We start from the raw sequence: 23554 nt of genomic DNA, 5'->3' as shown, positions 1-23554 counted from the left end.
TTGCTCAGGTACTTAAAAAAAATATTTTATAATAGTGTTGCGGAATTAAGGATGACAAAAAAGAAATTGCCCGTTCGTTTTACGGGTCAGCACTTTACTATTGATAAAGTGCTAATAAAAGATGCAATAAGACAAGCAAATATAAGTAATCAGGATACGGTTTTAGATATTGGGGCAGGCAAGGGGTTTCTTACTGTTCATTTATTAAAAATCGCCAACAATGTTGTTGCTATTGAAAACGACACAGCTTTGGTTGAACATTTACGAAAATTATTTTCTGATGCCCGAAATGTTCAAGTTGTCGGTTGTGATTTTAGGAATTTTGCAGTTCCGAAATTTCCTTTCAAAGTGGTGTCAAATATTCCTTATGGCATTACTTCCGATATTTTCAAAATCCTGATGTTTGAGAGTCTTGGAAATTTTCTGGGAGGTTCCATTGTCCTTCAGTTAGAACCTACACAAAAGTTATTTTCGAGGAAGCTTTACAATCCATATACCGTTTTCTATCATACTTTTTTTGATTTGAAACTTGTCTATGAGGTAGGTCCTGAAAGTTTCTTTCCACCGCCAACTGTCAAATCAGCCCTGTTAAACATTAAAAGAAAACAGTTATTTTTTGATTTTAAGTTTAAAGCCAAATACTTAGCATTTATTTCCTGTCTGTTAGAGAAACCTGATTTATCTGTAAAAACAGCTTTAAAGTCGATTTTCAGGAAAAGTCAGGTCAGGTCAATTTCGGAAAAATTCGGTTTAAACCTTAATGCTCAAATTGTTTGTTTGTCTCCAAGTCAATGGGTAAACTGTTTTTTGGAAATGCTGGAAGTTGACCCTGAAAAATTTCATCCTTCGTAGTTCAAAGTCGGGTGGTTGTCAAGATGATTTTTCTGGTTTGGTGTCGTCTTTTAAGCTGCCGCATAACGAAAAATGGTAGCCGTAGTTGCCGGATTTACAGCACTTTCGTATCAATTTAGCACTTCGGTTCGTTAAAAGCACCAAAGTATCAAGTTGGCACGAAAGCCGGCAATTATCGGCTACCATATGTTAGTGGCATTTATCATTTCATTATATTCATTTGCTTTAACGCATTTTTTGTTACATTAATTCTCGATGAAATAAAATCATCAACATTCAATCCGTCTGTCGGAATTACATTTGTTGCAAAAAAATAAACATTAGATTTTGTTTCAACATAACCAACAAACCAACCATTATATTTTTCTTCTATCGAACTTAATCCAGTCTTACCGCTTAAAATGTAATTTTCAGTTCGCTCAATTTCCATAATATTTTTGACAATCTTTATTGTCCTATCAGAAATTGGAAATTTTGAAAAATAGAATTTCCTTAAAAAGTCGATTTGTTGTTTTTGAGATATTTTTGAATTTCCTTCAAGCCAAAAATTGTCAATCGTTAAACTGTCAAAAATCATATTTTTATACTCAAATTTTTCTAAATATTCTTTCATTTTAATTGTTCCGATTTTCCTTGCAATTTCCTGATAGCAAGGAACACAGGAAATTCTAAAAGCATCTTTAAATGATAAATCTTTTTCCCAAATATCCATTTTTCTCTGCTCGCCATTCCATTTTAAAATAGTTGTATCATTTTCAATAATGCCTAATTCAACAGCAATTATAGAATTTGGAATTTTGAATGTTGATGCAGGTAATTTTCCGTTTTTAGCCCAATCAAAGTCATTTGAGTAAAAAGTATTCTTGTCGTTATCATAAATTAGAATTGAACCATTTACTTGAAAACTATCTAAAATTTTGTCAAAATCAGAAATTTCTGTTTCAATTATGTTTTTATTCGTTGTTGTGTTACAGCAAACAAATAAAAATATCATTGAAATAAAAACTACAAATAAAATATTTTTCATTTATTCCTTAATTCCGCAACACTTTGATTTAACTTTATTTATAAGTTCCTGAGCAACAAAAAGTTGCTCAGGATTTTGCCATGTCAGATTTTTCACTGTGTTGCAATTCAAAACAAGCGTAAATCGTAACAAGACATGGCAAAGGTACAAATAAAATCTGAAAAACTCACACCTTTTGGAGGAATTTTTTCAATCATGGAGCAATTTGACTCCATGCTTTCACCTATTATCGACCAGACACTTGGTCAGAGATGCCGCAGTATCATCGGATACCAGTACAGCGAAATTATTCGTTCTCTGATGAGCGTATACTTCTGTGGCGGTTCATGCGTGGAGGATGTAACATCGCATCTGATGCGTCATCTCTCGTATCATCCGACCTTGCGCACATGCAGCTCTGATACCATCCTCAGAGCCATCAAGGAACTGACACAGGAAAACATCTCATATACTTCCGATAAGGGCAAGACCTATGATTTCAATACGGCAGACAAGCTCAACGCCTTGCTTATAAAAGCCTTGGTTTCCACTGGTGAACTGAATGAGGTGGAAACCTACGATGTTGATTTCGACCATCAGTTCCTTGAAACAGAGAAGTATGATGCAAAACCGACATACAAGAAGTTCCTCGGCTACAGACCTGGCGTATATGTCATCGGTGACATGATTGTCTATGTCGAGAACAGCGATGGCAACACAAATGTGCGCTTTTATCAGGCTGAGACCCACAAGAGATTCTTTGCCCTACTGGAAGCCAACAGCATCCGTGTGAATCGCTTCAGAGCCGACTGTGGTTCGTGCTCGAAGGAAATTGTCAGTGAGATAGAGAAGCATTGCACGCACTTCTACATCCGCGCCAACAGATGCAGTTCGCTCTACGATGACTTGTTTTCACTGAGGGGATGGAAGACGGAGGAAATCAACGGCATCCAGTTTGAACTCAATTCCATTCTTGTTGAGAAATGGGAAGGCAAGTGCTATCGTCTTGTCATTCAGAGACAAAAGCGCATGGATGGAGAGCTTGACTTGTGGGAAGGTGAATACACCTACAGATGCATTCTTACCAACGATTATGACTCATCAACAAGAGACATCGTCGAATTTTACAACAAGCGTGGGGGCAAAGAGCGTATATTCGATGATATGAACAACGGATTCGGCTGGAACAGGCTCCCCAAGTCGTTCATGTCAGAGAACACCGTATTCCTTCTGCTTACGGCATTGATACACAATTTCTATAAGACCATCATTAGCAAGCTTGACACCAAGGCTTTCGGGCTCAAGGAAACGAGTCGCATAAAGGCTTTTGTCTTCAGCTTCATCTCCGTACCTGCCAAGTGGATCATGACAGCAAGGCAATACGTGCTGAATATCTATACTGAAAACCGGGCTTATGCAAGACCTTTCAAAACTGGATTCGGATAAAGTCCGTTCCTTATGGTTTTAATCTGCGTATTGCCTCAAGTCGCATTGTGGGGTAAGGGGAAGGTATGCACAAATCGGACAAAATTCACGCTCATACTATCATGATGCATAGTGTTCAAGCTCTTTACTGCAATTGAGATTGCCATTGAGATTGCTTGCGGATTTTAGGTTTTTCATTGCACAATGTATTTAGGTAAAACTCACCTAAAGATTTCACACCACCCATGATTTCAGCAGGTATTGCACCCGAATCCACTACTCTAAGCCCCGGAGCGCAAAACAAAGTACCTGCACCACCGACACACAATAACCGTTTAATGCCTGCTTGTTTTACTGCTTTGAGGATTAATGGATAGTTTTTCAACGTCTCTTCATAAATATTGGGGTTTGTCCAGCCGGGATTATAAGCGCTGATAACGACATCTTTATCCTTACAAGTGGCAGTTATTGTTTTCACATCAGATACATCTGCCTTAACTACTGATAAATTGCTGTTACTAATTGTAATCTTTTCGGGATTACGAACTACTGCTGTAACTTTGTTACCTCTGTTTAATAATTCACTAAGGATTGCAGTTCCAACAAAACCGCTTGCTCCAATCAATACTACATTTTTCATAAATATAAATATTTAATAATCAATATTACTATCTAAAAGATTGTTTATCTCTTTTCGAATGCAAAGATGAAATTCTTTTTTTAGTTATACAAGAAGGCACTTTGCACTCAGATAGTTACCTATATGAAACTATTGTTGATTATGAAGAATTTGTGAAATGCGCGTTTAACACTATTTAGCTAATTGCAATTTTGCCCTTGTTTATTTGAAGGAGGTTAGTTACTTTTGTAGTGTAATGCAGAAATATAATATATTATGGTAAGAACAGAAATTCAAAATGAATTGTATCCCGATTGCCCTATTCGGAATATACTTGCTCGTATAAGCGATAAATGGTCTATATTAGTCCTTTTTACATTAAACCAGTCCGCATTAATGCGTTTCAATGCCTTGCAAAAAAATATTCCCGATATTTCACAGAAAATGCTGACTGTTACTTTGAGAACTCTTGAAGAGGACGGATTTGTCAAAAGACAGGTATATGCAGAAGTGCCGCCAAGAGTTGAATATTCACTAACTGATAGAGCTATATCTTTGTTGCCACATATCAACAGTTTGATAACCTGGGCAAAAGATAACATGAATGCAATTTTAGTTGATAGAGAAAATAATAGGTTAAAGTCATAAACCCAAGTTTAGTTTGTGCCTTTGTCTATATAGCCAAAACGGACTAAACCTATTTCTATTGACAGCAAAGTATGTATGCTGGCGAAAAGAAACAAAGTTCTATTTTCGCCAGTGTTACTTTTATGATAGAGTGTCTTGTTTTAATAATTTGAGGAAGCTATGAACTCCTTAATTTCTTCTTCGGTTGGAAGTTCTATCATGTACTTCTGTACAAAGATATTCGGGTCTAATCCGGCAGTGGCATACTTAACTAATGTATCTCCCTTTTCGGTGCAAAGCAGAATACCGATAGGTGGATTATCATCCGGCTGCATCACTTCCGCTTTGAAATAGTTCAGATACATATTTAGTTGCGAAGCATACTCATGGTGGAACTTGTCTATCTTCAATTCTACAATAACATGACATTTCAAGATACGATGATAGAACACAAGGTCGGCAAAGAAATAATCTTCATCAATCAAGATGCGTTTTTGCCGGGCTTCAAAGCAGAAGCCATGTCCCATTTCCAATAGGAAGCGTTGCAAGTTGTCAAGAATGGATTGTTCCAAATCGTTTTCCGTCACTAATGCACGTTCATTCAACCCTAAGAACTCCAAAGTAACAGGTGTATTGATAACATCTTTAGGTTGTAATAAGGTTGCTTGTTGCTGGACTAAAGCGGAGAGGGCTTCTTTGTTTTTGGATAGTCCGCTACGTTCGTAATATAAAGATGCGATTTGTCGCTCCAACTCCTTTACAGACCAGCAACCACGAATGGTTTCCATTTCATAGAAAGCACGTTTTACCGGGTTCTCAATTCCCGATATAGTGTTTAAATGGGTGGAAGATAATCTATTGAATAATCTATCAGCCGGAATCATCCATGTTTCGGTTTGCGGGTATTCTGTTGATAGTTTCCAAACTCCATTTTCAGATTCGGCGGTCACCAACCGCCGAATTGGTTCAGTGAATTCGGCGGTCAATGACTGCCGAATTTGAATTTGTGATGCAATGTATTGTGTAACAGGCTCTTTTAGTTGTGGATAAACAAGGTACAGCCGCCTAAATTCACGGAATCTACGTTCATTCAGACCTTTTGTTTTCAGTCGTTGTTCCAGCTTCTTCAACAGTTGTTCACCGTAGGCGGCACGGTCTTCTCCGTTCTGCTCAAATTCTACAATATAGCAACCCATAAGCCAGTTACGGGAAGTAAGGGCAAGGTTTACAGCGTGTGCGGCTTGTGCCTGCAACGTGTTCTGTATAGTGCTGATATGTTTTACTAATGCTTCAAAGTTCATAGTTACAAAGATAAGTCTTTTATGGTTAAAACTTTAGTTCGGGTAAACTGTTTATTGCTTCCTCTTTCAATTTATCCACCGCACGGGTGTACTTCTCCGTATGCTTCAATCCGCTATGCCCTAAAAGGCTGGCTACGGTTTTGATATTTGCTCCATTGTTTAGAATGTTCACGGCAAACGAATGTCGGGCACAATGCCAGCTTATATGTTTATCTATCCCGGCTCTCTTTACCCAGCGTTTTACTGACTTGCAGCAGCTTTCGTAAGTAGGTAAATCGAATATCAAAGAGTTTTTATCTGCCGGGGCTTCACCAATGATAGACAATAGACCGTCATTCAGAGGAATAACCACACCACTACTGGCAGAATGTCCCTTTGTCTTGCTTTGTTCAAACTTCAATAACCGATTAGCGTAATCTACATTTTTGTAGGTAAGGTCTTTTACATCACAGAAACGCAAACCACTGTATAAACAGAAGATAAAAGCCCGTCTGACATTCGGGTTCTCGTTGTCATAATGGCAAGCCGCCAACTTTTGTATTTCTTCGGGAGAAAGAACATCTTTTCGAAGCATTTGGCTATCCACTTTACAGGTAACACTTTTGCATGGGTCTTTCAACATTACATCGTGGTCAATCGCATATCGAATAACTTTCTTGAAACGCTGGTAAATGCTTTTAGCACCCTCACCCACACTTCGGGATTGCAAATAGGCTACAAACTGCTCCATCATTTCTTTGGTGATAAGTTCCGGTTTAATACTAAACTCATTCATGGGGTATTGCTCTTTTAAGAAGTCCTTAAAACGGCTAAGCGCAATTTGTACCATGCGAATATCTTTCTTGGTATAACTGTTGATATAGGCTTGGAAATAGTCTAAGAAATTGACCGTCCTATCTTTTTTCAACCGATAGCCCAACATACTTTCTTTAAATTCCTGCTCACGCTCCGCACGTATCTTTGTGGCAAGCTCCAATGTTTCTTTGTTCTGCTGGCGTTCCGCAGGGGTACGGGGCTTATCTATCAGATACAGACTAAGGTTTTCTTTTCGCCTGTTATGCTTTACTGCAAACTTGGGTTTACCTTGCATCTTTCCACTATCATAGTACACTTGATTGCCGTTTTCATCTAATACGGGCTTTTCCTCTCTACCTAAATAATACTCTAAGTAAAGGCTGATTCTACCATCCGAGAGCTTATTTTGCTCTAACTTGGGGTTTTCTTTCGTTTTATTTTCTAACTTTGCCATTGTTTAGAGGTTTTATCCCGATTTAGGTACCATAACCGGGTGATTACGCTAAATAGTTGATTTTCTTTTGTTTTCCGATATTGCAAAGGTACAAAAGAAAATGATATTTCAAAGTGTACTAAAAGTGTACTGAATAACGGAAAATGGGCAAAATATGGCAAAAATAGAGAAAATAGGAAATACTCAAGTGATTGATAATAAGGAAGATAAATTCTTTTATTTTCCTATGATTTCTATGGTTTGTACCGGGTCTGGGTACTGAAGCGGAGAAAGTTGAAAAACTCTCTCCGTTTTTCTTTTCTACCCCTCGTAACTCGTTGGTTTGCTGATAGATTAAATCAAGAACTTTGTTATAAGAATTGGTTCGATATGTTTTTCCGTCAAATTCGATTTTTTCGGGAAACATCGAACTTATCAGCTTAATTTTTACTCCTACAGACGCATTTCTTATATAGCTATCTATATTGTTTATCAGATTGATAGAGTAGTTTAGTTTTGGTTCGATATTACCACGGTTAGGGTTCTCACGCATTTCAATCTGTTGTTGCATGGCTGAGGCTTCTTTTGTGTATCTCTCCAACATTCTGTTATATTGTTCTTTGGTTAAGTCTCCGTCCAGATATTTATCCTCAATGCTATTGATACGTTTTTGGACGGTAGAAAGTTCATTTTGCAGTGCTGCTGCTTCTTTTTTGCTTTCTCCTTTGCGTTCGTTTTGCAAATCCTTTAGAATTTCGTTATACAAGTCCAATACCGTTTTATTGGGCTTTAATTGGGCTGTATATCGAGCGAACTCTTCGTTTACGTTCTCTGCTCTCATTCTTATATGTTTTTGATTGTTACAACAAAAGTAGTAGGTGTATTTGCCGCCATTGCCCGAACTTGTAGCACCAGTTAAGGCACAACCACATACGGGGCAGATTAAAAACTTCCGCAAAAATAAGTCAGGATTTATGGCTTTGGATAGTTTAGGTGTTTTCTTTCTTTTGCCGTCTAATATTTCTTGAACTTTGTAGAATGTTTCTTCATCTATAATTGCTTCGTGTTCACCGTTTACATAATATTCGTGTTCTCCTTTGTATGCTGGCACACGAATTTTACCGATATAAAATTTGTTACGTAGCATTTCAAGAAATGAACTTTCGGGTATATTATATCCTTTTCTTGCAAACTTCCTACGGATATAACAAGGTGTTTCAATGCCTTTAGCCACTTCCTTAAATATGGCTTGTATAAATGGTGCTGTATTGGTATCTATTTCTACATGGGTTTCATGTTTGCTAATACGTACATTCTTATATCCTCTTGGTGCTTTATTAGCACATTTCCCTTTTGCCAATGTTCCATGAATACCGTCCATTGTGGCTTTTGACCTCTTGATGTTGTCGCATTGTGCCGAGCCTATGTGTACTCCCAATAAAAGGGGCCAAGTGTCAGAATTGAAGTCTAAAGGTGCTTCGATTGCATTTGGTTCAACTCCCAATTTGATTAATTCTTTTAGGTTTTCACTGGCACTGATAATATCTCGTGAATATCTATCCCACCGCAAGAATAGTAACTTATTCACTTTACCTTTGTTCTTACGTATATAGTTCATTATTCCTTGTATAACAGGACGTTTCTCAAATGTTTTAGCACTCTCGTCCTCTCTGTATGGGATATTATCAATGATGTTATATCCCATTTGGTTACAATACTTCCGTAAGCGTTCTTCTTGTATGTCTAAGCTGGCTCCTAATGTTTGTTCATCCGAACTTACTCTACAATATATTATCACATTTGCATTCATAATTCTTGTTTTTTAGTTAATGCTATTTTTTCATTCTCTATCTGCAATTCTGCTAATAGGTATAGATATTGTCTCACTATTTTTACTTTCTCATTATCGTATTTTTCTTTACCTTTATTGAGTATCGCTGCGCATTGTTCCAATGGTATCATTAGATACTGGTATTATTGTGTTGCAATGTATGATGCAACTTATTCTTACACATTCAATCAATCCACAAGACAAGGAAGTGCCTAGGCATGAATGTGCTTCTTGCCCCATATATCATTATTTGAAGTAAAAGATATTTTTTTAAGTGAATTGATGTACCAACATTGCAAATATACGACCTATAAATACAATTACCACTTTTGATGTGTAAATTATGTTAATTTGGTTAATTTACGCAAGGTGTTGATACTTGTTCCCGTCAGTTTTGAGGTATTTCGGAGTGAATACCCTCTTTTCAAGAGTCTAATTTCTTCTCCATACTCTTCCCTCATAGCCTCATCGCTTTTCGTATATCCCATTTTTCGCCCTACCTTACCACCATTATTGAGGAAATTCTGATAGCCGCTCGCTACACGTTCTCGAATGGTCTTGCGCTCCATACGTGCTACTTCGGCAAGTATAGTGATAAGAAATTGGCTCATTGGATTGATTTCTCCCTCTGGAGTAAGTGTTTCAATATTATAATTTTGAATGAATACTGATACTCTGTTTTGATTGAGTATCTCTATGGTTTGTAAAACTTGTAGGGTATCACGTCCAAGTCTGGATAGTTCGGTTATTAATACTTTATTTATATTGTGTGAGTTGATATAGCTTATCATATTCATTAGTTCTATGCGTTCTATGTTCTTTTTTGCTCCAGATACTTTCTCCGCAAATATAGCCTCAACTACCCAGTTGTTTGCTGAGGCTAATGTTCTCAAATCATTTATTTGACGTTCATAGTCTTGTGTTCCGTTGGTACTTGATACTCGTGCAAAGATTACTACTTTTTTCATGGTGTTACTTGTTTATGATGCAAAGATAGTGACGTATATTTAATATAAATCATTTATAGCGTTAAATAAGGCTAGAAATATGGTAAATATTAAATATTTATCATTCCTTTGTGGAGTAAAATATACACAATATGGATAATAAACAAGAAAGAACAGTTGTTCACGTTGAATACAACGGACAACATTACTATTTTGGCTCACTCTCTGCAATTTATACGAAATTCAGTCCTAAAGACTTGGGTATCGCATTGGGGACATTAAGAAATTATGGATTGAAAGAAGAAAAGCCGTATCAGAACTCTCTATGCACTATAAGAAAAGGTTTTTTGATAACGATGCCTAAAAAGTAAAGTAATTATTCTACATCTAATAGGTCTTTTAGCCTAACTCCTAAAGCAAGACTAATTTTATATGCGTTTTTTATCGTCAGATTGGTGCGTCCAGCTTCAATTCGCGACATATTAGCTTTTTCAAAGTTGCATTTAGCTGCCAAGTCTTGTTGACTTATTCCTTTTTCAAGCCTTATTTCCTTTATTTTGTCTCCTATTTTAATAAAAAGTTGCTGCTCATTCATTTTTCTGTAGTTATCATTTGTGATAACAAAGAAAAGGGCTTATCTTTGCAGACTGGTTATCATATATGATAACTAACAAATTCTTAATTAATAAACTCTTATAAGATGAAAAAGAATGTATTTATTTTGTTTGTAGTTCTTTTAACTACTAGTGTGTTTATGTCTTGTTCCAGTGATGATGACAATGACAATGGAAAAGTTGAAAATACCATTATTATCAATGGTAAAGAGTACCTTAATGATGAGTCTGCATCTGTGTCGTACAACTCTTATAGTCAGTCTATTAGTTTTGAGGCTGGCTTTAGTAATCCAGAAAGTCTTATGGATATAAGTTATTTTACGATTGCAAGTAATGATGCTGCTAGTGTAGATAAGCTAACCAACGGAATGGAACTTAATGCTAAAGTTAAAGAGTTTGTGAAAAATACAGATTTAGGCTCTAGCTATACTTATACTACAGTAGGTGGAAAAGTCGTTGTGGATAATGTGACCTCTGAAACTATAACGCTTCGTTATGATGATTTTAAGTTCACAAAAAATGGTAGTGAATATACGATAAAAGGTAGAGTTCTTTATCACAAAAATTAATCACAATAATCTTTTAGATTAAACTGACACAAAAAAAAGTGTATCAATAGGTCTTTTGATAGATTATATTGATACACTTTTTGTTTTGATACATAAGCCTCATCAAAGTAACAGATTACGTATCTTTTCAATAGGGTTTTCGCTAGTTGAGGCTGATGTCATTGCATGATAAACCGTTTCAAACTTTTTCATTCGTTTTGTTGCTCCGCTGCGTGAACTGAATTTACTTCTAACATCCTGCTCTAGTAGTTTTAAGTCACCATTGTACCTTTCGAGAATGATTTTCATTGCCCAATTTTCGTAATCATCAAAAGTTGTGTTTGGCATATTGGCTGTAGAATTACCGAAAACCTTGTCAAATTGAGCAAGGATAGGGTTTGTATCGGAATTTAGTACACTGAATATTTTGGTATCGGTCAAATTCAGATACTTCATTATCTTTTTAGGCGTGTCTAATGTAATTTCAAATCTGGTTTTCTCTTTGAAATAGTCTATTACTGATTGTGGTTGTGATAGGCTATTTAAAAAGTCTTTATTGTGGCTGGTACATATTTCTTTTTCTTTATTATATAAGGTGATTGTCTCCGTACAATCTTTGGATTTCACATCTTTAGTAAACATAATTCCCTCTTTATCGTAATGTGCCCACTTGAAGCGTCTATAGTTGTTTACTTGCGAATTAAGAGCGTCCAGAAGATTATCACTTAGAATAAGGTTTGCATCATAAGTTACATCTACTGATGTAATTGCCCCATTTGATAAGATACTATCTACGTCAATATCACAAATATTTAGTTGGTTTATATTGGTTAGACATTCTTTGATAGTATCTCTTGAAATTAAGTCTGGATATTTTTCTTTCAAAATCTTACTGGAAAATTCAAGAGTTAAGGTTTGTTTTATATAACTGACAGCTATATAAAGGTTATAAGGTATATTTATATCATCTTTAGAACTATAAAATATACCTATTTTCTCTCCACTACGTGAATGAAACATTTCATTAAACTTCACTTTAGTATTGAGAAGATATTTATAGTTGGATTTAATTTTAATTCTATCAAAAGTGATTAATCGTTTCGTTTCATATTGCGATGTCATTAAAAAATTAAAGTTATTCTTTTATTCTTGTGGGAAATGTACTCTGTAGGCTACAATTTCCCCCTTTGATAATGGAGTATATCAAAGGACTATGAAAAGAGAGGGGATTATTGCCCCTCTTTTTCTGTCTTGTCACTTGAGTTGTCATCTGGTTTGACTGGTATAGTCTTCCAGTAATTACTCATGCCTTGTGATATTGCTTGGATATGCGAAGCTGACTTGCTTCTACCTCTTAATGATTGACTGATTTTCGCTTTGGTATCGTCTCCAAGATTACGATACATTCTTTTTCCTATATTATCCATATTAATTGATTTTATACTAGATAAATAGTAAAATGAAGTAAGAATGTAAAGAATAGTAGGTTGATTTCACAGAAAAAATATCTGGACCAGAAAATTTAGATACAGAGTCGTTTGTTCTTATTAACCATACCTGCTAAAATAGGGTATTTTAAGAGCCGAGTTACGGTGCTATGTCTTGTCTATTAATCACATAAGAGATAAACCTTAATTCACTTACAAACTAATATGTTATTTACCATACTTGCTTTGTATCATTAAATATTTTATCTTTGTGGTTGAGAAATAGTTAATTTGAAATGATGTAATCCAAATATAAAAGGTTGGCTTTTATAATGGTATCAGTTCCCGTAGTTCCCAAATTAAATCCAAATCATGTAGGAATTGGTTCGAGAACAGAACGGTTAAGGGTACGAAATAAAGAAGCGGGGAAAGTTTTAATGCTTTTCCCGCTTTCTTTTTATACTTATCTTTTATGCCCTTTGCTCATGGGAACAGATATCTGGCAAGAGATAGAAGTACTGAATCAAGAATTTGTGAGGCTTGGTATCAGTCAGTCGGTAGACTATGAAAAGTACTACCTCTATTCGCTTATTACCCATTCTACTGCTATTGAGGGCTCTACACTTACCGAATTGGATACCCAGTTGCTTTTTGATGAGGGGATAACAGCTAAAGGAAAGCCGTTGGTCTATCATCTGATGAATGAGGATTTGAAGAAGGCATACGAACTCGCCAAAGAAGAAAGTGCACAAAATGCGGAAATTACGCCTGTTTTCTTACAAAAATTGAATGCTGCTCTAATGCGTACTACTGGGAGTGTATATAATGTAATGGGCGGTTCTTTTGATTCTTCTAAAGGTGAATTTCGTTTGTGCGGCGTTACTGCTGGGGTGGGCGGGTGTTCTTATATGAGCTATCCTAAAGTTCCCGCTAAAGTAGAAGAACTTTGTTCTATATTGAGAGAAAAGCAAAAGAATATGGAAACATTTCGGGAACGATATGAATTGAGTTTCAATGCTCATCTCAATTTGGTAACCGTTCATCCGTGGGTAGATGGCAATGGGAGAACGGCTCGTTTGTTGATGAACTATATCCAGTTCTGCCATCATCTTTTTCCGACGAAAATCTTTAAAGAAGATAGGGGCGACTATATTCTTTCTTTGCGGCAGTCGCAAGAAGATGAGAACAGTCAGCCTTTCTTGGACTTTATGGCAGCGCAGCTGAAAAATCATTTGCGTCAGAGATTGAGAAATACAATACGGGACGTAAAAAAGGTTTTAATCTCATGTTTTGAAAAGCGACGATTCCTTCCTGATAAGCTCATATAGGCATTAGCTGATTGTGCTGTATCATCCTTTTGTATTGGGTTATTCTCAAAATATTCTCTTCTCGGCATTAAATACAAAATAATGGGTGTAAAATGCAAATTTATTTCGTAGATACTGTTTTCGCATTTATTTTTTTCTAAATTTGCAGTAGCTGGAATCTTATCTAACTATTTAATTATTAAATGTTTGCCAATTATGACAAAACATGTTCCTCTTTTTTTACCTCTCGGAAGTATTCGGTTACTGACGATATTCTTCTCTTTTTGTATAATCTTTGTTCATCCGGCATTAGCTGACAAAATGGCTGAAAGCCCCGAACTTTTCGATACTGCTTTCACCTTGCAGGAAAGGCTTGATATTCCCGACGGGTTTGTTCAAAGAGAGATGGTCTATATTTCCATTCTTTTAGGTACATTGGTGCTGTGCCTCTTCTTTTTCTTCATGCAGAGGCGGATGAAGAAATTGAGGGAAAGGGACCGGGAGAGGTATCTGCAACTGTTGGAAGGCATTCTTGATAATCTTCCCATTGCGGCAAAAGTGAAGGATGTGAATGATGGGATGCGCTATACTTTTTGGAATAAAAAGGCAGAGGAACTCTTTGAATGTTCGGCCAGAGAGGCTATAGGCAAGACGGATTTTGAAACAATGCCAGAGGCTGCGGCTTTAATTAGGAAGGAGGATGAAGAGTTGGTCAAGACGGGGATTCCACAAGAAGGTATACGACGTTTTTTTACCAAGAAGAACGAGGAGCGGTTTACCTTCCAGAACAATAATTTTATAAAGCTTTCTGATGGTCGCAAGTGGATTGTTTATACTGCTTGGGACATTACTGATTTGAAAATCATGGAGCGCAAGCTACGTCTGGCCAAAGAGGAGGCTGAGGAGTCCAACCGGATAAAATCGGCTTTCCTGGCCAATATGAGTCATGAGATACGTACTCCGCTCAATGCAATAGTTGGTTTTTCGAGTATTTTGGCCACGGAAGTGTCTGAGGAAGAACGGGTGGAGTATCTCGATATTATAGAGCGGAATAATGAACTGCTGTTGCAGCTCATCAATGACATTCTGGATTTGTCGAAGATAGAAGCCGGTACATTGGAGTATGTCTATGCTAACGTGGATATCAATAAAATGGTGTCCGAGATAGAGCAGGCTACAAGTATCAGGCTGACCAATAAAGACGTGCGTCTGGTCACGGTTACGCCATTGCCCGGTTTGCTGCTGTATACCGATCAGCGCAGAATTACTCAGGTATTCAATAACTTCATCAGTAATGCGCTGAAGTTTACTGCTGCCGGTAGCATTACCATTGGTTACGGAATGCCCGAAAATAGCTATATCCGTTTTTATGTCACCGATACCGGGACGGGGATATCATCTGAGAATGCGCAGGGGATTTTTAACCGCTTTGTGAAGCTGGATTCCTTTAAGCAAGGTACCGGACTGGGACTGGCCATTTCGCAAAACATTGTGAAGGAACTGAAAGGAGAGATAGGGGTGGAGTCACAGTTGAGCAAGGGCTCCACTTTCTGGTTCACGTTGCCTTTTTATAAGATGGACGCGCACCGTTCTATCTTTCCTTGATGCTGCAAGCTCAATCCAATGAAGGGACATCGATTGTCTGGCTTTCCTCGTTCCAGTTGTCAAGGGTGAATTCTCCGGATGATTCTTCGGAAAAGATGTCTCCCAGAGTGAGGGTCAGGGTCAGTTTGGAGTTTGCTTCCAAAGGTCCGTTCAATGTTTGCTTGAAACTTTTCACGTTTCCATTTTTCAGTATGATGCTCATCTGGAATTCCGGTTTCCCGAAAGAAGGGAAGAGCATGACGGTGGCGTTGCTCATTTGTGTACCGTCGACGGAACGGACCAGAGGGAAGGCTACTGTGCGTGGGCTTCCTTGAGGAGCGGCGGTGTAGAAATTCAGTTCTCCAGCAATATTGGTGATGCGCACCACCATGCTGTCGATGCTCGAACTGAGGATGCCGTTGTTCTTGTCCTTGATGATTACTTTCAGTCCGGTCACTACCCGTTTGAGGGATGCTTTCAGGTCCTCACTTCCAATGTTGGCAGGCTGGACGGCGTGTACCAGGTCGAATACCGGATAATAGGTTGTGTCCGCTTCCATTTTGAATAGGGAGAAGTGTTGCCGGGACATGTCTTCGCCTAAGATGTAGACCGGGTCCCTCATGAGAGGATGTGCATAAATCGGCTCCTCGTATTTAGGGGTTCCCCAATAAATCATGTTATAGAGACCTGCGGGTAAGGATAACTCTCGATTGACGCCATCGTTATAGAAAGCTCCGTCTTTAACTTGGTAGTAACCGTAAAAAGGTGTCAGCTTCCGGTTTATGTAGTTTCCATAATAAATAGAGGTGCCCGCCTTGCAGGGCATGATGGTCAGTATGCCGGTCAGCGGGCTTTGTCCGCTTTCTGTGGACACGTCCATCAAAAGTCGTGGTGATACCAACTCACTGCTTTTTTCTATCTGGGGCGGATTGTCATCGGCGCAGCTTGCCACGATTGCGGCAAGTACTGCAAATACTACTAATTTTTTCATTATCTGTTAAGCTTTAGGTTGTTCTTCCTTGAGAACGTTTTTAGAAAGAAATGGTTCTTTGTACTCCGGAGAAAGTATATTGGGGATGGAAAAGTGAGGTGAAACCAATTCCGGTATTGAGGGGAATGGGAAGAATAGCCCCTCTTCAAAAGGCTTAGAGAAGGGACGGAAAACAAATTATACCTTTTTTAGTAACATTTTAGAAGCCTTGATTAACGAAATCATATACTCTTCGTAACAATTTCTCGACATTCTTTTCTTGTTCCTCCATACATTTGCATCCGAGTTCTTTGGTATTAATTGAAGAACACAATGAATCTTTGATATTAACCATTAAATAATGTACAATGAGAAAAACATTCTTGGAAAAGTGCATAAATCTGCGTTTATGCCGTGTTGCATTGGTACTTTTGTTTCTTGTACCTGCAATCAGTAGCCTGCAGGCTAATCCTTCTCAAAACAAGACCATTTCGGGTGTTGTGACATCGGCTACGGATAGTGAGCCGTTGATAGGTGTCAGCGTGCAGGTGAGAGAAACCGCTACGGGTGGAATTACCGACATTGATGGCCGGTATTCGGTAAGTGCCCAACAAGGACAGACACTGGTGTTTTCTTACATCGGTTATCAATCACAGGAAATCAAGGTAGGTACTTCTTCCGTCATCAATGTGGTGCTGAAGGAGGACACGGAAATGTTGGATGAAGTGGTTGTAGTGGGCTATGGTGTCCAGAAGAAGAAATTGGTGACGGGTGCCACTGTTCAGGTGAAGGGTGACGAAATAGCCAAGATGAATACAACCAATCCCTTGCAGGCTATGCAGGGACAGACACCGGGTGTAAGTATTGCTTCGACTTCCGGTCAACCGGGTGCTGACATGAAAGTGAGTATCCGTGGTCTTGGTACCGTGGGAAATAGTGCTCCTCTTTATCTGATTGATGGTGTGGGTGGTGATATTTCTACTTTGAATCCTGCCGATATTGAAAGTATAGATGTACTGAAAGATGCGGCTAGTGCGGCTATCTACGGTTCGGCCGGTGCTAATGGTGTAGTGCTTATTACTACCAAGCAAGGGCGCGAAGGTAAAGCGCAGATTAGTTTCGATGCTTATTATGGAATACAGAATGTAGCTCGTAAGGCTAATATGCTGAATGCAAAAGAGTATATGGCCATTATGGATGAGCAGGCTTTGAATAGCGGACTTTCGGCTTACGATTGGAGCCAATACCAGTCTATTTACGATGCCAATGGCAATGTGTATGATACGGATTGGGTAGATACTATGTTCAAAGATAATGCCACAACGGAGAGCTATACGCTGGGTGTCACTGGTGGAAGCGCAACTTCCACTTATGCCCTTTCGTTAGGATATATGAGTCAGGAAGGTATTGTCGGCGGTTCGGATGTGTCTAACTATTCGCGTTACAATTTCCGTGTGAACAGCGAGCACAAACTTTTCAAGGATATTTTGAAAGTGGGCGAGCAGGTGAGTTTTGTATATAAGATGAATAACGGTATCAGTGTAGGCAACCAATATAATAATACCTTACGCGGTGCATTCGGAACATCGCCTATCGCTCCTGTCTATAGCGATAATAATCTTTATGATTCGCCTTACAATGACACCAGTACCAGTGACTGGAATAAAGGTGATGGAAACCCTTATGGTTTAATGATGACCGACAGCAACAATGAGAACAAAACGGCTACTTTTTCCGGTAATGTTTATGCTGAATTGCAGCCTGTCAAGAATTTGAAGATAAAGTCTGTATTCGGTGTGGTTTATGGTTCCAGCGAATACCGTAGTTTCAAGCCTCTCTACAAGTTCAGCCAATATATATATAATGAAGAACGTACTACCGTATCTCAAAATGCCAATCACTCTTTGGGTATGACATGGACCAATACGGCTTCTTATGACTGGACTATGGGAGAACATTCGTTCAACGCCTTGCTGGGTATGGAAGCCTATCGTTACGAGGGCACTTATATCGAAGCTAAAAATGGTATGCTGAAAGAAGGTTTTGATGATTGGGAGCATGCTTTTGTGGGCAACGGAACGGCCTCCGATTCGACCAACGGCTTGGGTGCCAGTGGCAATCCGCATACCGAGAGCCGCAAGGTGTCCTATTTCGGCCGATTGGGTTGGAACTGGAAAGAAACTTATATGGTCAATGCTACTTTGCGTGCAGACGGTTCGAGCAACTTTGCCAAAGGCAACCGTTTTGGTTACTTCCCTTCGGTATCGGCAGGATGGACCATTACTAACGAAAAATTCATGGAAAGTACGCAAAACTGGCTCGACTTCCTGAAAATACGTGCCAGCTGGGGACAAGTGGGTAATGCCAACATTGACGCATTCCAATATCTGGCTCCTATCAAGAGTACCAATACACACTATCTTTTCGGCAGCGGTTACGGCGACTCGGATGCTGCGGCACAGCTCGGAACCAACTGGGGAGCTTACCCTAGTCGTCTGGCTAATGCTGACATCAAGTGGGAGACTTCACAGCAGACCAATATCGGTCTTGATGCCCGATTCCTCAACAGTCGCCTGGGTGTTAATTTCGATTTCTACATTAAAGATACTAAAGACTGGCTCGTGGTGGCTCCTATTCTTGCTACTGCCGGAGCAGGTGCTCCTTATATTAATGGCGGTGGAGTGAAAAACACCGGTGTGGAACTCAATCTTACTTGGAATGACCAAATAGGCAAAGACTTTAGTTACAATATCGGTATCAACGGTGCCTACAATAAGAATAAGGTCGGAGAGATTCCTAACGACGATGGTATCATTCATGGCTCTACCAACCAGTTGTATGACAATACTCCTGAATTCTATCGTGCCGAGAATGGTAAGCCTATCGGTTATTTCTATGGTTTCAAGACAGCAGGCATATTCCAAAACAATCAAGAAATAGAGGATTGGATTAAGGCTGGTAACGGTGTGCTGCAAGCTGACGTACAACCAGGTGACGTGAAGTTTGTGGACATCAACCATGACGGACGGGTGAACGAGCTTGACAAGACCGATCTTGGTAACGGTATTCCTGATTTCACTATGGGCTTCAATCTCGGTTTCAACTGGAAAGGACTTGATTTCTCTGTAGTGGCCAACGGTGCTTTCGGACAGCAGATTGTCCAGAGCTATCGTAACCATACCTCCAAGCAAGCCAATTATACTACTGCAATTTTAGGACGTTGGACAGGAGAGGGAACCAGCAATCGCATACCTCGTGTCACAGACCAGAATCTCAACTGGCAGTTCTCAGACCTCTACGTGCAGGATGGTGATTACCTGCGAATCAGTAACATTACTTTGGGCTACGACTTTGCCAAGCTACTGAGATGTAAGGCCATCAGCCAGTGCCGTATCTATGCTCAGGTACAGAATGCGTTCACATTTACCAAATATGACGGCATGGATCCGGAAATAGGTTATGGTCCCGAAGGAGATAACGGACAAGGTTGGGTGTCGGGCGTTGATTTAGGTTATTACCCCCGTCCCCGTACCGTATTGTTTGGTGTTAACTTGAAATTTTAAAATATAGACTGATATGAAGAAAAACAAAAATATATTTATGGCAAGTGTCCTGCTCCTGAGTTTGGGACTGGCTTCGTGTACCGACAGTTTTCTCGATGTTACGTCGAAGACTGAATCTTCAACCGGTACATTCTATAAGACTGAAAAAGATGCTTATCGTGCTCTGATAGGTTGTTATGATGGTTGGCGCCAGACTTCATCAGCCATGATGGTAGGGTTTTATATGGCTTCCGAGGTGATGAGTGCCGAGTGTTTTGGCGCTACCGGAAATGCCGATGGACGTGGCTATCAGGCCATTGACCGTTTTGACATCTCCCAATCGCCGGCTGACCTCAACCTATACGAAGGTGACTGGAAAAATTATTATGCGGGCGTCTATCGTTGCAACGAGCTGATAGCTCATGAAGAGCAGATTGTATGGAATGAATCGGATAGCAAACGTGGTATCTATATGGGCGAATGTCGTACGTTGCGTGCATTGCTTTATCTGGATATGGTTCGTTTATGGGGGAATATCCCACTCTTTCTGGAACCGGTAAACGAAAATCGCGCTCCTTCACCTGCCAAAGAGGTGTTCAGTGCCATATTTACTGACTTAAAATATGCTATCGAGAATATTCCCGGTGACGCTTATCCCAAGGCCGACTATACCAAGAACGACGGACATATTACAAAATATGCCGCCGAGGCTTTGCTGGCACGTGCCTATCTTTTCTATACCGGATATTACGGTGAAGAACCTGTAGAGGTGACTCGTGCCGAAGCTTTGGCTGCTGTAGAAGACGTAATCGCTTCAGGAGAATATGGTTTGGTACCGCAATTCAAGAATTTATGGCCGGCTTCTTCTGCAAAAGTGGCCGAAAAAGGAGACTATGAAACTTTGAAGGGTACATATGCCGGTGATGGAAACAAGGAAACCATTCTTGCGTTGAAATTTACCGCTACTCAGGATTATAACGGGAATAATGACTCCAACCGTTGGCAGGTGATGTTGGGTATGCGCCAGCTTAATGCTGCTCCCTATTGCAAGGGATGGGGCGCATTGACGGTAAATCCTGATTTTGTGGAAGCGTTTCCCTCTGGTGACCTCCGCCGTTCGGCTTCTATCATTGATTTGGTAGGGGAAGGAATCACCGGTTCGGCCGACTTTACCACCAGTTTTAATGACTGGCGTGAATATACCGGCTATGCTGTGAAGAAGTATGCTCCCCTTTGCTATGCCGATGGAAGCCATGCCGGTAAGCAGGATGGTAGCGGTGACTTCCAGACACAGAACCGCCAAGACTACGTTATTATCCGTTATGCCGACGTATTGTTGATGGCCGCAGAACTGGGCAGCCCCAATGCGCAAACTTATTTCGACCAAGTGCGTAAGCGTGCTTATCAGGTTGATGACAACGGAACAGTATCGGCCAACTATCAAGCTAAGAGTGTGTCTCAACAAGCTATTATGGAAGAACGTCGTCTTGAATTTGCTTTTGAAAGCATTAATTATTGGGATCTCCTGCGTCAAGGTATAGACGTGGCAGCCGAGAAGCTCGCCTTGAATGGTGTCAAGGTGAAGAGTGGAGGCACTGATGATGCGGTAACCATACGGGCCGACCGTGTGAAAGCCACCAAAGGCTTGAGCCAGATTCCTTATAATCAAATTAACCTTTCACAGAGTGTGCTTGTGCAGAATCCCGGATGGTGAGTACCATTAATAGAGTAAATAAAAAATAAAAACAATAAGATATGAGACTTAAATCATTCTTTTCCATATTGGCAGGAGCGGCTTTGATATTTTCCGCTTGCTCGCCCGAAGAGTACGAGATGGGGGCAAAAACCTATGTCTCCGATGATCTGGTGGAAGGTATCGCCTATACGGTGACCCCTGATGCCAATGATCCTAATACGATTCATCTGACTTCGCTCATCAAGGGAGCCACTCCCTTGTGGGTCACTCCAAGCGGTCCTTCTCAAAAGACCACTCTTGACTTGGCACTTCCTTTTGCCGGAGAATATAGCGTGACTTTCGGCGCTTCCACACCGGCAGGTCCGGTATATGGCGAACCATATACCTTCAAGGTAGAGACCAATAACTTTGCCATGCTCGAAGACCCTATCTGGGCTAACCTTGCAGGTGGAGTGGGCAAGAGCCGTAAGTGGGTTCCCATTGACAAGAACTTTGGTATTGGCCGTTGTTCGGGACCGGTGATGTACATGAGCCACACTGATGTGAAAAATGATGGAAGCAATATTACCGACCTTATGATTGGTAGCGCCAATTGGGCTCCCAACTGGGATCCGGGTATCCAATCGTGGCTCATTCCGGCAGACGACCCCTATTTCCAGTCGTACATCACTTTCGGCCTGGATGCTGTGAAAGGCTGTACGGTGGAACTTCATCGGGTGGCTGCTTCGGGCACGACGGATGCCACCGGAACTTTCAACTTGAATGTGTCTGACCCGAAACGCCCTGTCATATCTTTCTATGGCGGTACCTATTCATTGCATAACGAGGGTTTTGATGATGTCTGTTCCAACTATACCAACGACATCAAGATTATAGAATGTACTCCTTATCTGCTGCAGGTAGCTACGATGCGTACCAATAGCGAAGGTCCGTGGTGGCTGGTGTGGAACTTCATTTCCGAAGAGGCTTATAATGACCCCAGTATCATACCGACTGAAGATCCGGGTTTGCTTCAGCCTGCCGAAGTACAACAGCCTGCCATTGAAGATTTGGCAACCAAACTGTTCACTACTGAAATCAACGGTGTCACCTATGTGGGCAATGAGGCACGCTTCCTCATCAATGATGAAGAACCTTATGACTGGACATGGTGGAATGGCGGCTCTGCTGCTTGGGAAAGCGTAGTGAAGGGACAGTACGGTTCTTCATGGGCACCTGTGGCCGATGCTTCCATTGCCGACTATGAGCTGGTATTGAGCAGCACGGCCGATGGCTACAAATGGGATGACGGTACCAATGCCGGTAAGCTTGCCATTGAAGACGACAAATTGAAATTTATGGATGCCGACGGCAATCCGGTTGAGATAACCGTCCTCACCGCTACCGGTGATAAGCGCACGGTGGAAGTGAAGGGAAGCGAGTTTACCGTAATGGCTTGCGATGTCACCAGCTCTTTCCAGATGGGTGTGCCTGCAACGACCAATGACAAGGGAGCCGTGGATTCTTATCTTTGTGCCAACCTCAACTACAAACCTATCGCTACCGGACCTACCGGGCCTACTGAAATCAAGGTAGACAACAGCAAGGTACAAATTCTTTTCGGTGACGGAAATCCCGATCGTTTGCGCTTGCAGTTCTACAATCCTTGGGGCGGTGGTGACGCGGGATGGCCGATCGACATCACGAAGGTGAAGTTGAAAAAGAACCAGACGCTGAAGATACAGTACAAAGTGCTGAGTGGAATCACTTGGAACGAGGGCGCGACTCCTAAGACCGTGATTATGGACAATAACATCGGAAATGCTTGGGAAGACGACTGCTACAACCTGGCTCACGCCGTGGCCTTTGACACTGCCGAAGGAGCTGTACAGACTGTGTCCGTGACCAATACCACCGGTGCCACTGTGACTTACGAAGGAAGCAGTTGTATCTGTATCGGTATCCAGAATAAGGGACTTGCTACTGTGGCTGCCACCGAAGACGGACAGCCGGATGTGAAGGTTGAGATAATTTCGATGACCATTGAATAA

18 protein-coding genes and 3 pseudogenes are annotated in these 23554 nt (G+C 40.3%); 10 read left to right on the top strand and 11 right to left on the bottom strand.

The annotated features are described in order from the left end of the window. Positions 1-51: 51 nt before the first annotated feature. The gene (gene erm(F), locus DW039_RS10185) at positions 52-852 is read left to right on the top strand and encodes a 23S rRNA (adenine(2058)-N(6))-methyltransferase Erm(F) (protein WP_120381912.1); all 801 of its coding nucleotides are present in this window, start codon (positions 52-54) and stop codon (positions 850-852) included. Positions 853-1054: 202 nt separating this feature from the next. Here erm(F) and DW039_RS10180 read toward each other — a convergent pair whose 3' ends face one another. Then, positions 1055-1879, bottom strand: a complete 825-nt coding sequence (locus DW039_RS10180) for a class D beta-lactamase OXA-347 (RefSeq protein WP_004295324.1) — start codon at positions 1877-1879, stop codon at positions 1055-1057. Positions 1880-2014: 135 nt separating this feature from the next. Here DW039_RS10180 and DW039_RS10175 point away from each other — a divergent pair, with 135 nt between their 5' ends. Next, on the top strand, positions 2015-3304 hold the full coding sequence (locus DW039_RS10175; RefSeq protein ID WP_094381291.1) for an IS1380-like element IS614 family transposase: 1290 nt from the start codon (positions 2015-2017) through the stop codon (positions 3302-3304). A 169-nt stretch (positions 3305-3473) separates the two neighbouring features. On the opposite strand, the pseudogene DW039_RS10170 reads toward DW039_RS10175, so the two are convergent. Further along, positions 3474-3923: pseudogene (locus DW039_RS10170) on the bottom strand (NAD(P)-dependent oxidoreductase); the annotation flags it as partial. Positions 3924-4178: 255 nt separating this feature from the next. Between DW039_RS10170 and DW039_RS10165 the strand changes: the two are divergent. After that, the gene (locus DW039_RS10165; protein ID WP_120381910.1) at positions 4179-4550 is read left to right on the top strand and encodes a helix-turn-helix domain-containing protein; all 372 of its coding nucleotides are present in this window, start codon (positions 4179-4181) and stop codon (positions 4548-4550) included. A gap of 140 nt (positions 4551-4690) precedes the next feature. Here DW039_RS10165 and DW039_RS10160 read toward each other — a convergent pair whose 3' ends face one another. The 5 genes and pseudogenes from DW039_RS10160 to DW039_RS10145 form a co-directional block, all read right to left on the bottom strand. Continuing rightward, positions 4691-5830: a YhcG family protein gene (locus DW039_RS10160; RefSeq protein WP_120381909.1), complete on the bottom strand. Its 1140-nt coding sequence runs from the start codon at positions 5828-5830 to the stop codon at positions 4691-4693. Between the two features lie 25 nt (positions 5831-5855). Then, entirely contained in the window at positions 5856-7079 is a 1224-nt protein-coding gene (locus DW039_RS10155) for a site-specific integrase (RefSeq protein WP_120381908.1), read from the bottom strand. 244 nt (positions 7080-7323) lie between these two features. Continuing rightward, positions 7324-8868, bottom strand: a pseudogene (locus tag DW039_RS21475) (recombinase family protein); the annotation flags it as partial. Continuing rightward, on the bottom strand, positions 8865-9020 hold the full coding sequence (locus DW039_RS20915) for a hypothetical protein (RefSeq protein WP_165853111.1): 156 nt from the start codon (positions 9018-9020) through the stop codon (positions 8865-8867). The pseudogene DW039_RS21475 and the gene DW039_RS20915, both read right to left, overlap by 4 nt. Positions 9021-9230: 210 nt before the next feature. After that, a complete protein-coding gene (locus DW039_RS10145; RefSeq protein ID WP_120381907.1) occupies positions 9231-9857 on the bottom strand; it encodes a recombinase family protein in 627 nt (208 codons plus the stop codon). Between the two features lie 131 nt (positions 9858-9988). Here DW039_RS10145 and DW039_RS10140 point away from each other — a divergent pair, with 131 nt between their 5' ends. Further along, on the top strand, positions 9989-10207 hold the full coding sequence (locus DW039_RS10140; protein WP_016268865.1) for a hypothetical protein: 219 nt from the start codon (positions 9989-9991) through the stop codon (positions 10205-10207). A gap of 5 nt (positions 10208-10212) precedes the next feature. On the opposite strand, the gene DW039_RS10135 is transcribed toward DW039_RS10140, so the two are convergent. Beyond that, complete coding sequence (locus DW039_RS10135; RefSeq protein ID WP_005791420.1) at positions 10213-10431, bottom strand: helix-turn-helix domain-containing protein; 219 nt, start codon at positions 10429-10431, stop codon at positions 10213-10215. A gap of 105 nt (positions 10432-10536) precedes the next feature. On the opposite strand from DW039_RS10135, the gene DW039_RS10130 reads away from it, so the two are divergent. After that, positions 10537-11019, top strand: a complete 483-nt coding sequence (locus DW039_RS10130) for a hypothetical protein (RefSeq protein WP_057098937.1) — start codon at positions 10537-10539, stop codon at positions 11017-11019. A gap of 102 nt (positions 11020-11121) precedes the next feature. Here DW039_RS10130 and DW039_RS10125 read toward each other — a convergent pair whose 3' ends face one another. Continuing rightward, positions 11122-12120, bottom strand: a complete 999-nt coding sequence (locus tag DW039_RS10125; RefSeq protein ID WP_057098936.1) for a hypothetical protein — start codon at positions 12118-12120, stop codon at positions 11122-11124. Positions 12121-12227: 107 nt separating this feature from the next. Beyond that, positions 12228-12425, bottom strand: a complete 198-nt coding sequence (locus DW039_RS10120; RefSeq protein ID WP_016268862.1) for a hypothetical protein — start codon at positions 12423-12425, stop codon at positions 12228-12230. A 485-nt stretch (positions 12426-12910) separates the two neighbouring features. On the opposite strand from DW039_RS10120, the pseudogene DW039_RS10115 reads away from it, so the two are divergent. Both DW039_RS10115 and DW039_RS10110 read left to right on the top strand, forming a co-directional pair. Continuing rightward, positions 12911-13719: pseudogene (locus tag DW039_RS10115) on the top strand (Fic family protein). A 229-nt stretch (positions 13720-13948) separates the two neighbouring features. Continuing rightward, the gene (locus DW039_RS10110) at positions 13949-15337 is read left to right on the top strand and encodes a PAS domain-containing protein (protein WP_005824402.1); all 1389 of its coding nucleotides are present in this window, start codon (positions 13949-13951) and stop codon (positions 15335-15337) included. Positions 15338-15347: 10 nt separating this feature from the next. Here DW039_RS10110 and DW039_RS10105 read toward each other — a convergent pair whose 3' ends face one another. Beyond that, a complete protein-coding gene (locus DW039_RS10105) occupies positions 15348-16307 on the bottom strand; it encodes a FimB/Mfa2 family fimbrial subunit (RefSeq protein WP_005833650.1) in 960 nt (319 codons plus the stop codon). A 347-nt stretch (positions 16308-16654) separates the two neighbouring features. On the opposite strand from DW039_RS10105, the gene DW039_RS10100 reads away from it, so the two are divergent. Genes DW039_RS10100 through DW039_RS10090 form a run of 3 tightly spaced genes read left to right on the top strand, consistent with a single transcriptional unit; the run spans position 16655 to position 23554 of the window. Further along, positions 16655-19849 carry a TonB-dependent receptor gene (locus DW039_RS10100; protein ID WP_022401823.1) on the top strand — a complete coding sequence of 1065 codons (3195 nt, stop codon included), beginning with the start codon at positions 16655-16657 and terminating at the stop codon, positions 19847-19849. Between the two features lie 13 nt (positions 19850-19862). Then, positions 19863-21542, top strand: coding sequence for a RagB/SusD family nutrient uptake outer membrane protein (locus DW039_RS10095; RefSeq protein ID WP_016272026.1), 1680 nt, complete (start codon positions 19863-19865; stop codon positions 21540-21542). 41 nt (positions 21543-21583) lie between these two features. After that, a complete protein-coding gene (locus DW039_RS10090) occupies positions 21584-23554 on the top strand; it encodes a hypothetical protein (RefSeq protein ID WP_120381906.1) in 1971 nt (656 codons plus the stop codon).

The sequence above is a fragment of the Bacteroides sp. AF39-16AC genome (genome assembly GCF_003602735.1).
Taxonomy (GTDB): Bacteria; Bacteroidota; Bacteroidia; order Bacteroidales; family Bacteroidaceae; genus Bacteroides; species Bacteroides uniformis.
Note: the sequence above shows the minus strand (reverse complement) of the source record. Positions and strands in the feature narration are given on the sequence as shown.